The 15,399-nt window shown below is 49.6% G+C and carries 9 protein-coding genes; 7 read left to right on the top strand and 2 right to left on the bottom strand.

The genetic code is table 11. The features are described 5' to 3' along the window. Positions 1-289 (bottom strand): hypothetical protein (locus tag LAT75_RS03790; protein ID WP_291481293.1); only part of this gene is annotated, 289 nt, incomplete at its 3' end. Between the two features lie 359 nt (positions 290-648). Between LAT75_RS03790 and LAT75_RS03785 the strand changes: the two genes are divergently transcribed. From LAT75_RS03785 to LAT75_RS03775, 3 genes are all read left to right on the top strand, one after another. Continuing rightward, positions 649-1,188, top strand: a complete 540-nt coding sequence (locus LAT75_RS03785; protein WP_291481292.1) for a TlpA disulfide reductase family protein — start codon at positions 649-651, stop codon at positions 1,186-1,188. A 109-nt stretch (positions 1,189-1,297) separates the two neighbouring features. Further along, positions 1,298-2,941 (top strand): DUF6029 family protein, encoded by a 1,644-nt coding sequence (locus LAT75_RS03780; RefSeq protein WP_291481291.1) that lies wholly within the window; start codon positions 1,298-1,300, stop codon positions 2,939-2,941. A 105-nt stretch (positions 2,942-3,046) separates the two neighbouring features. After that, on the top strand, positions 3,047-4,699 hold the full coding sequence (locus LAT75_RS03775; RefSeq protein ID WP_291481290.1) for an Omp28-related outer membrane protein: 1,653 nt from the start codon (positions 3,047-3,049) through the stop codon (positions 4,697-4,699). Positions 4,700-4,942: 243 nt separating this feature from the next. Here LAT75_RS03775 and LAT75_RS03770 read toward each other — a convergent pair whose 3' ends face one another. Next, positions 4,943-6,286, bottom strand: a complete 1,344-nt coding sequence (locus LAT75_RS03770) for a peptidoglycan DD-metalloendopeptidase family protein (RefSeq protein ID WP_291481289.1) — start codon at positions 6,284-6,286, stop codon at positions 4,943-4,945. Positions 6,287-6,671: 385 nt separating this feature from the next. Between LAT75_RS03770 and LAT75_RS03765 the strand changes: the two genes are divergently transcribed. From LAT75_RS03765 to LAT75_RS03750, 4 genes are all read left to right on the top strand, one after another. Continuing rightward, a complete protein-coding gene (locus tag LAT75_RS03765) occupies positions 6,672-7,976 on the top strand; it encodes an efflux RND transporter periplasmic adaptor subunit (RefSeq protein ID WP_291481288.1) in 1,305 nt (434 codons plus the stop codon). 58 nt (positions 7,977-8,034) lie between these two features. Further along, positions 8,035-11,166, top strand: coding sequence for an efflux RND transporter permease subunit (locus LAT75_RS03760; protein WP_291481287.1), 3,132 nt, complete (start codon positions 8,035-8,037; stop codon positions 11,164-11,166). A gap of 524 nt (positions 11,167-11,690) precedes the next feature. Continuing rightward, positions 11,691-12,338 (top strand): cytochrome c3 family protein, encoded by a 648-nt coding sequence (locus LAT75_RS03755; RefSeq protein WP_291481286.1) that lies wholly within the window; start codon positions 11,691-11,693, stop codon positions 12,336-12,338. Between the two features lie 34 nt (positions 12,339-12,372). Next, positions 12,373-15,381: a TAT-variant-translocated molybdopterin oxidoreductase gene (locus LAT75_RS03750; RefSeq protein ID WP_291481285.1), complete on the top strand. Its 3,009-nt coding sequence runs from the start codon at positions 12,373-12,375 to the stop codon at positions 15,379-15,381. The last annotated feature ends 18 nt before the right edge of the window (positions 15,382-15,399 follow it).

Genomic DNA, 15,399 nt, shown 5'->3' with positions numbered 1-15,399 from the left:
CAATCCGGGCTTCCGCAGTTTTTCGGAACCAGCCTTTTTTTAGCATGAGGGAAACCTGTGCAGCAGGGGGCAGCCGCAGCTCCGCTGAAACAAATATGGTTACACCGTCCTGACTATATTCGGCAAAAGCCGGGTCTTTTTTTGTGTTTTCCGGGATGATGTCGGCCTGGGGCTTATCCTCCTGAGCTCCCGGCAGCAGGCGTAATACAGCGCCGGAATCCATTAGGTGAAACAGCAGTGCAGGTTCAAGAAAAAAAAGGGGGCGGGTAAGCGGGGTATGTGGCTCCATGGCAAATAGAAAAAATAAAATTTGGGATATGCGATTTGGGATTTGCTATGTACAGTAAAAAATGAGTTCAGGTCTGAGCGTTCAGATAAGTAAGTAAATTTTGACAGGAGCTAAAACTCCGGGCTGCTGCAAAAAGCAATCAGGAGTTTCGAATTATTTTCCGGCATCCCCAAAGGCATTCACTGCTTCTTGTATAATCAGGTAATTAATAAACTTATATTTAGCCCATAGAAAGAGGCTGAAATTAGGGCCGTTATTTCCGGGAAGAAATATTTGGTTTTGCTTCAAACAAATTGTTATTTGTTACAATTGCGTCAAAAAACTCAAATCTATCTATCTTAAGCACAGATTTTGCCATTATGATCTGTAAGTTATATTTCCTTAACAAGTTAGGTCGTACCCTTTTTCTGTTCCTGCTGGTAACCATGTTTGCAGGCTTCATCACCAATGAAAAGGTGTTCGCACAGTCTGATACGATTGTAAACTTCACCCTCGAAGATCTTGAAGGTAACCGGCATAGTTTACAGCAGTATCTGGATAAAGGGCCTGTTTACATTAGTTTTTTTGCGATGTGGTGTCAGCCCTGTCTTCATAAACTTCGCACCTTAAAACCAGTTTGGGATGCCTATCGTGAGGCAGGCTTCACGCTGCTGGTGATAAACACCGATACGCCGAACAGCCTGTCACGAGTGGAGTCGTACTGGCGGAGTCAGCGTTACGACATGCCTCTGTTACTCGACCCAAGCGCCCGGGTGTTTGAGCAGATGAACGGCCGGAGCCTGCCTTATGCGCTCATGGTTGCTCAGGATGGCACCATTGTTCAGGTCGATTCCGGTTTTCTTCCCGGCGATGAGCGTAAAATTGAGACCCTCGTTCAACAGTTGCTCGCCGCTGAGTAGGGTTCTGTGTTTAGTTTTGTTAACAGGCCATTGCTAGGGTAAAACAAGCGGCTTGTTATATTGCGTTTCCTAACGTTAACAGTTTAAGTATTTGTTCATGAAAAGGTTTATGGGGGCATATTCTGTATGCCTGCTCATTATTTTGTTATGCCTGCCGCAGTTTGGTAAAGCGCAGCAGGTTCAGGTATCGGTCAACAATATTGTTAATTACGGATTTGGTGAGGAAGCCCTGAATCTCGGTACTGAAACCGCAGAGAAGGAATACCTCGAAAATTTCACTGATGTACGAATTCTGGCCGATAATGTAATTATCGGTTTCCGGCTCGAACTGAGCGATCCTGCAGAGTACGGCCCTGACTTCACCGGCATCAGGCGCCGGTTTATCGGGTATCAGCGGGACGGGCTTGATGTGCGCATCGGGAATCTCTTCGCGCTTCACAACCGGGGCATGTCGCTGAACTTGTTCGAAGACCGCGTGATCCGCTACGATACCAGCCTTGATGGTGTACGTGCGGAATATGATCATGATTTTTTTCGGGTGAAGGCTCTGGCCGGAAGTATCAACTATCTGGAGCACCTCACCTTCGACAGCCCTTCCGGTATTAGGGAAGAAAATTACCGGCTGCGTTCGGCTGCCCTTGAGCTGAAACCCGACCGGCGCCTCCGTATCGGCGGCTCATACACGTATGCCGAAGGAGAGCTGCCGTCTTTATTCACAGAAGAACCTGACCTTGCCGAAATTTTTATCCCCGAAGGCTTTGTGAGTTACCGCCTTCCTTTTGCAAGGGTAACAGCGGGTTACAACCACCGCACGCTCCGGCTCATCGATTTTGCTGATACCACAAGTGTTACCGGCGGCGGATTTTATGCTTCTGTTAACCACACCGGCCCCGGTTACGGCCTTATGCTGGAATACAAAAACTACAGCTACGATGTGGTAGATCCGTTTGCCCGACTGGGCGATCCTCTGCGCAATTCGCGTATGAGCCCCTTTCAGAGTCCGCCCATCGCCCACAAGGAGCATTCGTACAGCCTGATGACCCGCGACCCGCACCTGGTTAATTTTGAAGATGAGGTCGGTTTTTTCCTTGAAGCATTTTATTCACCCACTTTTAACATAACCCTCAACAGCAGCATAGCAATGGCCTCGCTGCACCACAGCTGGCTTTGGGATGATGTAAATTTTGAATTCTTCAAGAAAGAGGAGGGGGCAACCTGGCTGCCCGGCCGCGCGGATGCACGGGATCCCTACTGGGAATATTATGGCGATATCGAATATCTCTTTCCTGATTTTATGTCGTATGTGAAGCTGGCTTATAATCATCGTAACAGATTGTTTTATCAGGCACTTGCGCCCGATTTTAGCCAGCGGGTTTATGCCAACACATTTGCCCTCGACGTGCAGTATGCTGTTTCACCCCGCTGGAGTGTGAAGGTGATTTCGGAGCATCAGTTTGTGCGCGACACCCAATACGGCGACGACAGCGATTATTACAGCCAAATGCTGTCGCTTCAGGTTTCCCGCTCCCCCGATTTTTCTTTTGGCGGCCGGATTGAATCCACAACGAGCGATTTCGACCCAAGCGGCGACAAATTCTGGTATATGGCCGAAGGCTCATGGCGAATCGGTAACACGCACACGGTAATGGCCAGCTACGGCCGCGAGCGCGGCGGCTTTGTGTGTACAAACGGAGTCTGCCGCTTTGTAAATGCCTTTTCGGGCATGAGGCTGAGTTTGATCAGTTCTTTTTAGAAGCACCTCCTTCCGAAGTACCGTCAGTAAACATTAATCCAACAACTAACGAGGTGCGGCAGCTCCTGAACGCGCCTATTCTGATAACAACAAAACAGCAATACTATGAAGTACAGCTTTACAACCATCGTTGCTGCGGTAATCACGCTGCTTTTTTTTGCAGTTTTACCGCATCAGTCACAGGCTAACGACAACCGGCATGTGCTGGTTGAAATCTTTACCTCAACAACCTGTCCGCCTTGTTTTCCCGCTGCTGTTGGTTTTGGGAACTGGCTCAGCAACTATGAAAACGCCGACCGTGTGAGTGTAATCAAATATCCGGTATGGTGGCCCGGCAGTGGTTGTTTTTTCTACCATCAAAACCCTACCCCGGTTAATCCCAGAGTCTCGTTTTATGGCGTAAATGGTGCCCCAACCGGTGTTATTGACGGCACGCCTGCAGGCTCAACCTGGACCGGTTGGCGTAACGCCATAGAAAACCGTATGAATGTTGCAGCACCCATGAACCTGGATATGGTTGCCTTACGTGAAAATGATACGATTCAGCTTACGGTGAATCTTACCAGAATTGCAGGCGCTGACTGGCCGGCTTCCGGTCTTTCCCTGAGGCTTGCCGTTGTTGAACGAAACATTCAGTTCAATGGCCCGAATGGTTCAACCAATCAGGATTTCGTGCACCGTAACATGATTAATGGTGCAGCGGGTGTGCCTGTGAATCTTACTGCAGGCGAAACCCTTACCCTGGAGTACACGCAGGAAATCGGTTCAAGTTGGGATCAGGAAAACCTTAAGGTTGTAGCATTTGTGCAGCCCACTACAAACAGCCCGAGCCGTGCGGTTTTGCAGTCGGCTATGGTGCCGGTACTCGAGGAACTTGTAGTTGGAGTGCCAACTCCGCAGACACCGGAAAACGGAGCCGATCTGGTGCCGTTTACTGACATTAGCTTTCAGTGGGGCGGTGCTTTGCTGGCCACACAGTACGACGTGCAGGTTTCTGAAAGCCAGAACTTCCAGAACAACGCGGTTGAGTTTCAGGGGCACAACGGCACAAGCCTTACGGTAGCTGAACTTGATCCTGAAACGACCTACTACTGGCGCGTTAGGGGCACAAACAACAATGAGGGGCTTGTAGGAGAATGGTCTTCTGCGTCATCCTTCACCACAATTATGGCAGCACCCTCTGCTGAACCGGTGCTGCTTCAGCCTTCCAATGGTTCAGAAGTTACTTCGCAATTCATTACCCTTCAGTGGGCCGCTGTTGAAGCAGCGGGCAGTTACGATGTTGAAGTTTCAGATAATATTAATTTCAGCGATCCGATAATCTCCCGCAGCAACATCACGCAGCTTACCACAACCATTACTGGTATGGAACCTGCAACAACCTATTACTGGCGTGTTCGGGGTGTGAATATTGGCGGGCCGGGCAGCTGGTCTGAGGCGTTTACTTTCTCTACACCGACTCCTACCTCAACCGGGCCGGAAACAGATCTGCCACGTGTGGTGTCGCTGAATCAGAACTATCCGAACCCGTTTAACCCGGCTACCAATATTTCATTTGAGCTGCCGGAAGCAACAGAAATCAGCCTTACTGTTTACAGTCTGGAAGGCCGTCGTATAGCTGTGCTCGCCGACGGGCAGTTTAGTGCCGGAACCCACACCATAAGCTTCGATGCGGCTGCACTCTCGAGCGGTACCTATATCTACCGGCTGGATACGGCGGGGCAGACCCTCACCAGACTGATGACACTGCTGAAGTAAGGTCTGATTCTGATTCTGAGGCTGTTTCTCAGGCTGAAGCAGGCATCATCATAAATTGCATATCCTAAAAAGCCCGCCTGAAGGTAAGATTCCTTCAGGCGGGCTTTCTTTTTTGGGGCTCTTGGTAGGAGCAAAGGGCCGGCCGGGTTCAAGCGATGCCGGAACCGGTTGGCTTGATGTGAAAGGGCTGGAAAACCATCATCCTGCAAAAACTAAATCCAATACCTTTGTTAGCGGCAAGACTTACTGAATCAGAATAAGAGGCTGCCATGAGGCCGGGTGGGTGCTCATATCGGCCGCAGCAAGGTGAAGCTGAGGGCCGTGAAGATGTTTTTCGGGAAAAAGTTTAATCATAGCCAAGTTTTTAGCTACAGTAAACGGGAAACGGTATTCTTCTTCAATGGGCTCTGAGGGAGGCATCTCAACACGGTAAGGATCTACAGGCTGCCCGTTTTGCCAGAAACGGAAGCACAGATGTGGCCCTGTTGCAAGGCCGGTAGCACCAACATACCCGATCACCTGACCCTGCCGTACGGTAGCGCCCCGGCGCATGCCGCTTGCAATGCGGCTCATATGCAGGTAGCCGGTTTCATAGACGCTGTTGTGCCTGATTCGGATGTAGTTGCCGTTGTTGCGGTCAAAAGCGGAATGGGTGATAACGCCATCGCCTACTGCGCGTATCGGCGTGCCAACCGGCGCTGCATAATCCGTGCCGTGGTGCGGCATATTACGCTGCAGGATCGGGTGAAAACGCCGGTTCGTAAATCTTGAGCTGATCCGGCTGTAATCAAGCGGAGCCCGCAGAAATGCTTTCTGCAGTGAATTTCCTTCAAGATCGAAGTAGGTGCCGTAGCCTGTATCCCCCTGGTCGAAGTAAATGGCGTGATAGTCGGTGCCGTGGTGGTTCATGTGGGCAGCTTTGATGCGGCCAATGCCAACCGGGGTATCATCAATATAAAGCTGCTCATAAACTACTGTGTATGAGTCGCCTCGTTGTATGCGGTAGAAATCGATCTGCCAGGCATACACCTGTGCAAGTGCAGATACAAGCGCCGGACTTCCGCCCTGTTCAAGCAGTGAACCATAAAGTGATCCGTTGATTACCCCGGAAATATGCTTTGTACTTCGGGTTATTTCTCTGGTATTGGCGTGTACCGAAACGGTCTCGCTAAGATCGAAAACCACATATTCCCGATTACTGTTTTCATATACAAAGTAGGAAAGGGTCTGATCCTGCGGGTCAACATAAAAATGAACGGGCCTGCCTGAATTAATCCGCCGCACGTTGAAAACATCCTGCGAAGCCTGAACAATTTCGTGAACCTGCTGGCTTCCAAGCCCGAAAGGGGCAAGCATGGTTGAGAGTGTTTCGCCGTTGCGCACACGTCGCTCCGTAACTTCATAAAGCTCGAATGGAAGCCCGAACTGATCAAGCTCGAAGATCTCGGCAGGCATGGAAGCAAGTTCTACCAAAGGCTCAGGTTCACGGGGTATATTGTCGTGCTTGTCGGTGCTGCAGGCGAGGATTGATGCAGATGCAATTGTAAAAATCAGAATTGCAGCACGGATAGTGAGAGTTGCGTGCATGGAGGCAGTTTTTTTGTGAAATGAAAACGGTTAAGTGACAGTCCTAAAGCGGCATTACAGAACCCATATTACCCGAATAAACTAAAAGAACGGAGGTGAGGTAAATAAATGGGCATGTTCAAAAACGGCAAGGTATAGATTGAAACAAGGGCACTGATAGCTGAGGCTTGCAATAAAGCAGGCCTAATATAAGCAGAGAAAGCCCAATTGCTGAAAATATGCAAATAAAAAATGAACGGCATCGCGGAAGGATGGGCTGTTACTTTAAAGCATGGTTAATAAGCTTTTACAGCACCAGTCAAACTAAATCTACAGTTTTGGTATTGTTAAATATGCCATTTGTTTGTTGTAACAACTATCATTTTCAAGATATCGGGATTACTTCGTGAACAGAAACAGTACAGCTATTATTATCAGCATCTTATTGGGCCTCACATTTTTGCTTCAGGCCTGTAGTGATACCGGTGAGGGGGAAATGCAGCGCAGGGGCGGCCATATACCAACAGTTGAAGTTATTCAGACGGTAATGGGTTCTCTTCCGCTCGAAGAGCGTCTTACAGGCGTTGTGAGGGCGCGGAATCAGGCAGAAGTTTTCCCCGAAATTACGGCTCCTGTTGTCGAGATTCTGGTCAACAGCGGTGATCAGGTTCGTAAGGGGCAGCCGCTGGTGCGTCTTCGCGATTCAGAAGCAAGGGAACGTGTGCGGCAGGCAGAAGCCGGCCTTCAGATTGCTGAAGCACAGGTGAGGCAGGCGCAGGCCAATGTGCAGCGCCTTGAATCCCGTTTAACGCGAGTGCAGACCCTGAGTGTGAGAAACCTCGAGAGCGAGCTCGAGCTTGAACAGCTCGAAGCCGAAGTGGAAGCTTCCCGTGCTGCTCTGCAGCTGGCACAGGCTCAGAAAACACAGGCCGGATCCGTTCTTGAGGAACGTCGTAACGACCTCAGCAACACGGTGGTAAAGGCACCAACAGACGGTTTTGTAGGCACAAGGCATATAGAAGTCGGGCAAATTGCCGGCCCTTCAACACGATTGTTTGAAATTGGTGATACCCGTGTGATGACCATTCGGGTGTCGCTTACGGAAAGAATGCTGGGCTATATTGAAACCGGTCAAACGGTTAACATCACTTCCCCGGCATTTGGTGGCGAAGTCATTCAGACGCCGCTTAGCCGGATTTCCCCTTTCATCAATCCCGTAACCAATTCAGCAGAGGCTGAAATTGAGCTCCAGAATCCCGACGGGCTGCTGCGCGCCGGCATGTTTGTGACGGTTGATATTCTTTACGGCGAAAGCGAGCAGGCCGTTTTGGTGCCCAATAACGCGTTGTTCACCAATCCGAACGATGGCCGCCGCGGGGTTTATGTTGCTGATCGCGGTGCACTCACAGAGCTCGGGCAGATTGAAGCCGGTGAAGCTAACAGCCCCATAATCGGACCAACAGGCATGGTTTTTATGCCCGTAACGGTGGTTGCGCAGGGGCGTCAGGTTTCGGGTGTGAGCGGCATTCAGCCGGGTGATCTCGTGGTTACGATTGGCCAAAACCTGCTTGCTTCCGGCAGGGAAGAAGCCAGGGTTCGGGTAACAAGCTGGGATCGCATCCTGGAGCTGCAGCAACTTCAGAACCGGGATTTGCTCGACCTCATCCGGCAAAAACTGGCTAACACCAACGGCAACCCCAACGATGCCTGACCCAAGAGGTTCGTCTCTTCATCCTGCAAAACCTAAACTGAACTGAAATTCCTTTCTTATGTCTTTATCGGCTAAAGCTGTTTCCCGCCCGATTGCAACAGCCATGGTGTATCTCATTGTAATCACCCTTGGTATTATCGGGTTCCGGATGCTTCCGGTTGATTTGCTCCCTCCAATAGAGTATCCGCAGCTTACTGTAGCAGTTAACTACGACAATGTCGGGCCGGAGGAGATGGAGCGCATCATCACCGATCAGATTGAAAATGCCATTGCCGGCGTGCCTAATGTGGAGCGGGTAAACTCCAACTCAAGCGAAGGCAACAGCCGTGTAACCCTGCATTTCGCGCAGGGCACCAACCTTGATGAGGCAACCAATGATGTGCGCGCGGCACTCGACCGCGTGCGCCGCAGCCTGCCCCCGGAGGTAGAGCCGCCCCGCATCTGGAAATTCGACCCGAATGACTCCCCCATCGTAATTCTGGGCGCGCTCTCTGATCGGGAGATGTCGGAGCTTACCCGCATCCTTGAACGCGAAATCGGTAAACGGTTCGAGCAGATTCCCGGAATCGGATCTATCGATGTATGGGGAGGCGTGTACCGTGAAATCCATGTTGATTTAATTCGTGAAAGGCTCACCTCAGCCAATATTACCGCTACAGATGTGGTAAACGCCATCGGTCGTGAAAATGTGAACCTGCCCGGAGGTAACATCAAAGAAGGCCTCAATGATCTGTACGTGCGTACCCTCGGTGAATTTCGTGATGTGGATGAAGTGCAGAATACCATCATCACAACCGTTGACGGTGTGCCGATTCGGGTAGGGGATGTGGCCCTTGTAACATTTGGCTATCAGGATATCAACCGCTATGTGGAAATCGACGGGCGCCCAACTATCAGGATGGGGCTCAGGAAGCAAAGCGGCGCGAATACGGTAGCCGTAGCGCGTATGGTGCATGATGAGGTGAGGCGCATCAATCTCGAACGGACCGACCTGCAGCTGAGGGTGATAACCGATCAGAGCGATTACATCAATCAGTCGATCGATAATGTGCGTAATTCGGCCATTTGGGGCGGAATTCTCGCTATTATCGTGCTTTTCTCCTTCCTCCGAAACGGCTCAGCGACCATGATTATCGGCATTACGATACCGATATCCATTATTGCAACTTTTGGCCTGCTTTACTTTGGTGGCCTCACGCTTAATCAGATGAGTTTTGGAGGGCTTGCGCTTGGTGTAGGCCTCATTGTTGACAACGCAATCGTGGTACTTGAAAATATTGTGAGGCAACGCCAAAACGGAAAAGGAAAGAAGAAAAGCGCCCTTATTGGTACCAGGCAGGTAGCCGGTGCCATTATTGCAAGTACGCTCACAACTTCGGTCATTTTCCTGCCGGTAGTATTCATGCGCACCATTACCGGGATGATGTTTCAGGAGCTCGCACTTGTGGTGGTGTTCTCTCTGTTGTGTTCGCTGCTTGTTGCGCTCACGCTCGTACCCATGCTATCCAGCAAATTCTTGAAAGTTGAGCAGGATCATCCGGAAATCAGCAAGCGCCCGCGCTGGCAGCGTTTCATGGCGCGCTTTGAAAACGGCTATGCCCGTGCTGTCGAAAAAGCACTACAGTATCGTATTTATGTGGTTGTAGCAACGCTGTTGCTGGTGATATTATCGTTTTACAGGCTGCCTTCTATACCTTTTGAGCTTGCGCCGCAAAGTGAGGCGGATGAGATACGCATCAGCATGAATATGGACGGCGGAACCAATATCGCCGTCATTTACGAGTACATGCAGGAGCTCGATGCCATCGTTGCAGAATTGGTACCCATGAGTGATGTGCGCTACATAAGCCGTGAAGCCCGTAACGGAAACGCACGCATTGACCTTACTTTGGTTGACTTCAGTGAACGAACACGCTCAGCCAACGCCCTGGCCGACGAAATCCGGGAAAACCTTACGGGAACTATTCCCGGTGCGGATATTCGGGTACAGGCACGGACCGGCCTGTGGATTCTCCGCCGCGTTTTCAATACAGGGGGCGGTGATGATGTCGAGTCGGTTTCGATACAGCTCAGAGGCTTCAATCTGGAAACAGCTGAAGAACTGGCACTCATGATTCGCGACCGTGTGGAAGATATCGAAGGCGTTGCTGACGTGTGGGCACGTGTACGGGAAGGCCGGCCGGAACAGAATATCCGTTTCGACCGGGAGCGAATGTCGCGGCTGGGTATTTCTGCACAGGATTTGGGCGCGGCCATACAGTCAAACGTAGGCGGGCGCCGGGCGGGCGTATTCCGGATGGAAGGAGAAGAAGTTCCGATCACAGTGAGGCTTCGTCCGGAGGATCGGGTGAGTATTCACGATATTGATAACATCAGTGTGCGCACGGCTCAGGGTGATATCATCCCCATATCAACAGTAGCCGAGCAGGTTCCGGAGCGGGGCCCTACAAACATCAACCGGGTGAACGGGCAGCGGGTAACTTTCATAACCGCCAACCTGGAAAGCGGTGTACCTCTGGGTACAGCCGTTGACCGTATCCGTTCTGATCTGAGTCAGATCCCCCTGCCGGATGGGTTTTCGATTTATTTTGGTGGTGAATATGAAGAACAGCAGCGTGCCCAACGCGACTTCACCCTGGCCATTATAATGGCGCTGCTGTTGATTTACATGGTGATGGCCGCTCAGTTTGAGCGTTTCCTTGATCCTCTTATTGTGATGTTTTCAGTGCCTGTGGCCATAGTTGGTGTAGTACCTGCGATGATGATCACCAATACAACCATGAACCTGCAGAGCCTGATGGGTATTGTGATGCTGATCGGTATTGTAGTTAACAATGCGATTGTGCTGGTAGATTACATTAACCTCATGCGAAGGGAACAAAATATGAGTGTGCGCGAAGCTGTTGTTGAAGCAGGCCGCCTCCGGCTTCGTCCGATTCTGCTTACAACATTCACAACCATCCTGGCTTTACTGCCCCTTTCGTTTGGAATCGGAGCCGGCGGTGAGCTGCAGGCGTCACTGGCACGTGTTGTAATCGGAGGGCTTTCGGCTTCTACATTCATCACCCTGTTTCTTATACCAATTGTTTATGTGGCGTCTAATAATGCCCTTGAGCGCATCAAAGCCATAGCAATAAATGCAAAGACGGCAAACGAAGAAGTAACAGTGCCTCAGTCTCAAACAACCTGAACAGCTATCAATCAATGAAGGCTCTACGAATGAGGTAAAAATCTGAAGCCTGACTTACACGAAGGGTTCTGTGATGCCGGTATAAAACTAAACAGCTGTACCTCACAACGTTAGTGGGTACAGCTGTTTTTTTGTGAGGGAAATTAAATTAAAATAATCTAATTTACATATTAGATTATTTTAGTGAGAATAATGTTTGGAAGGAAACAATGAAGATTTTACGTTTACTGTATCACGTTAAAACAGAACGATTTATGAAAGGAAATGAAGGCTAAAGGGATTTTGAAAGGGCTTGTTTGCACAAATAGTATGGGTTTTTAGTTTCAAAGCTGTTATTTTTAAAATTCAGCAGTTCCCCGCCAGCTGATGTAAAAGGCCCTGGTTTATTTAGACTGAGTTCAAATACCAGCAGTTTATCTCTCGGGCGGGGTTTGAGAAAAGCTGAATCGTATATTATGGAATTGCTATAAAGCTATTATTACATACGGTCCTTCATAATCCGTGCAAAAAAATAATTAAACCTAATGGCTCAACTTTTTCCGAAGTGGTCCAACAAGGTCCCAAAACGACTCTTGTTATCGATAAATTTACTACTGCTTGCAGTTATTTTTGGATTCTGGTACTGGGGTTCACCAAAATACACGCAGGTTGGATATGCACCTACACAACCTATCGATTACAGCCACAGGCTACATGCCGGTGAGCTGGGTATTGATTGTCAGTATTGCCATACCTCAGTATGGGAATCAGCGCGTGCAAGCATCCCTTCAACCGAAACCTGTATGACGTGTCACGTTCAGATAAAGACTGACAGTGAAAAATTGCAGCCTTTGCGTGACAGCTGGGAAACAGGTTTGCCTGTGGAATGGGTTCATATTCACAAACTCGCTGGTTTTGCATATTTCAACCACAGTGCGCACGTGAATGTAGGTGTAGGATGTGCTACCTGTCACGGAAGGGTTGACCGTATGGAAGTTGTAATGCAGGCCGAACCGCTGAGTATGGGCTGGTGTCTTGACTGCCACAATAACCCTGCACCGTATCTGAGGCCCGTAGAAGAAGTAACAAATATGGCCTGGGAGCCTGATGAAAATCATTTTGAGTTTGCACAAATGGTTATTTCAAAGAAAAATATTGCTCCCCCGATTTACTGTAATGCCTGCCACCGCTAAGGTACAACCTTCTCAAAAAGCTTAATTATCCGGAATGTCAAATACTGAACAAAAAACGTATTGGCGCAGCCTCCAAGATCTTTCTCAAAACGAAGCCTATAAAGAATATATGAGCCGTGAGTTCCCTGAGGGCGCCGGTGAACTTCGTGATGGTTACTCGAGAAGAAACTTCCTGCAGATCATGGGTGCTTCGGTTGCCCTTGCGGGACTGGCTGCCTGCCGCAAGCCTGTCCAAAAACTGCTGCCTTACCATAAACAACCTGAAGAGATTGTAGCCGGTATCCCGCTTGAGTACGCTTCCTCAATTCCCTTTCAGGATCATGGAACAGGTGTTCTTGTAACTACCTCTGAAGGCAGGCCTATTAAAATTGAGGGTAATAAAGATCATGAGTCGAGCAAAGGCTCGACCAATATTTTTCAGCAGGCTTCCATTCTTGACCTTTATGACGTTGACCGCTCAAGGTTCGTGCGTCATAACGTGGAGCGCTCGGACTGGTCGGCTTTTACTGAATTCTGTGCATCACATTTTGCTGACACGAGCCGCGGTATCGCTTTTGTGAGTGAGGCGAGCGGGTCTCCGTCTGTAAACCGGCTGAAGTCAGAAATTCAGGCGCGCTTCCCAAATGCGGTATGGGCTACCTACGAGCCCTTTGGTCCGGCTAACGTGCTTGCAGGTACTCAGGCCGCGTTCGGCCGTAAGCTTCGCCCTGTATATCACCTTGATAAAGCCGATGTAGTAGTATCGGTTGATTTCGATTTTATGGCTTTAGCGCCTGATATGGTTCGCTTAAACCGCGATTATGCCGACCGCCGCCGGGTGGAATCCACCGATGACGCGATGAACAGGCTTTATGTAATCGAAAATGACCTGAGCGTGACCGGTTCAAATGCAGATCATCGCTTAAGACTTAAGGCGGGCGATATTCCGGCGTTTGTTGCTGCCCTTGGTAGCAAGCTTTCTGAAACACAGAGCGGGCTCTCAGCTTTTTCAGGCGTAAGTAACTCTTTCTCTCAGCACCTTTGGGTAAGTGTTCTGGCACAAGAACTTGCTTCAAACAGAGGAAGAGCCGTGCTCGCAGCCGGAGAACATCATCAGGTAGCGGTGCACGCCATGGTTGCAGCTATAAATGCAGCTTTAGGCAACACAGGTCAAACAGTTGAGTATACTCAGGTACCCTACCATGACAACTCTTACGACCCTGACGCGCTCAGCCGTGTGGCAGATGCCATAGCAAACGGTAACGTTGATACACTTGTAATTTTGGGTGGCAATCCGGTGTTTAACTCACCGTCTGATATTGATTTTGAGGCCCTGATGGATCGCGCAGGCACGAGCATCCACCTTTCCAGCCATGTTGATGAAACCTCTACGAAAGCTACATGGCATATCAATCGTTCACACTATCTGGAATACTGGGGCGATATTGCTGATTACCGCGGTCAACTTTCAGTTATTCAGCCTACTATTCAGCCGCTTTTCGGAAGTAAATGTGAGACTGAGTTTCTGAGTGCTGTTCTGCACGGCGAAAGCAGAGAATGTTATGATATCGTTCGTGAAACATGGAACAGCGTTTTCCGAAGTGAATTCGAAACCAACTGGGAAAAAACAGTTCATGACGGCGTTTATACCGGAAGCCGGTTCAACGCTGCAAGTGTAAGCCTGGTGTCAGGTTTCACCGCAATGCTTCAAAACATGCTTGAGCAGCATAGTGTAAGCAATGACGGCAATATCGAACTGGTTCTGAAAGCAGACCGTAAATTGTTTGACGGTCGCTACGCCAACAATGGCTGGCTTCAGGAACTTCCGGACCCTATCACAAAAATTACGTGGGATAACGTTGCAGCAATGAGCCCTGCAACTGCTGAACAGCTCGGCGTGCGTGAGCGCAAATTCGGAGAAACCGAATACGATCTGCTCAACATTACCGCAAATGGTACCACTTTCCAGATGCCTGCATGGATTCTCCCCGGGCATGCAGATAACAGCATTACTATTTCTGTTGGATACGGGCGTAAGTCTTTAGGTAAAGTAGCTGACGATATTGGCCATAATGCCTATATCGGATTTACAACCGCCGGCCCTGTGGCAGCGACAGCTGTTTCAGTTGAAGTAGCACGGCGTAACTACCCGGTTGCCTGTACTCAAAACCACCATTCGATGGAAGGCAGGCCGCTCGCACGTGAGGCTACGATATCCGAGTATAAAGCTGATCCGCGAATTGCCGCTGATAAGGTTTATGTGCCGGGACGCAGGGAAGACGGAATGCCGAAAAACCTGTTTAATGATCAGCTTTTCCCAAGCCATCAGCCACAGTGGGGAATGGCCATTGACCTTAACGCCTGTACCGGCTGCGGGGTGTGTACAATTGCCTGTCAGTCTGAAAACAATATTCCGGTTATCGGCAAGCGTGAAGTAGTACGTAACCGTGAGATGCACTGGATTCGGATTGACCGCTATTTCTCCGGTGATCAGGCAGATCCTCAGGTAATCCATCAGCCTATCCCGTGTATGCACTGTGAGCAGGCCCCCTGCGAAATGGTTTGTCCGGTTGCGGCAACCACTCACAGTGATGATGGTCTCAACCAGATGACTTATAACCAGTGTATCGGAACCCGTTATTGCTCAAATAACTGTCCGTTTAAGGTTCGCCGTTTCAATTTCTTTAATTATGCCAAAAACTGGCTGGAAATTGATGAAGATCCGGATATCATTCAGATGGCTATGAATCCGGATGTATCTGTCCGCTTCAGAGGGGTGATGGAAAAATGTACCTATTGTGTGCAGCGCATCAACCGTGCTAAGATTGCAACCAAAAATGCAACCGGCAATTCAATCAAACCGGCAGACGGTACCGTGAAAACAGCTTGTCAGCAGGCATGTCCGACACAGGCAATCACCTTTGGCGACCTGACTGACGACAACAGCGTAATTTCACGTACCAAGCGCAACGACAGAAACTACGTGATGCTGGAAGAAATCAACATCAGGCCAAGAACCTCTTACCTGGCCAAACTCAGAAATCCAAATAATGAGCTGGCGTAAAGCCCTGCAAATAAGAAC

Origin of the sequence: Cyclonatronum sp. (genome assembly GCF_022565315.1) — a bacterium.
Classification (GTDB): domain Bacteria; phylum Bacteroidota; class Rhodothermia; order Balneolales; family Cyclonatronaceae; genus Cyclonatronum.
Note: the sequence above shows the minus strand (reverse complement) of the source record. Positions and strands in the feature narration are given on the sequence as shown.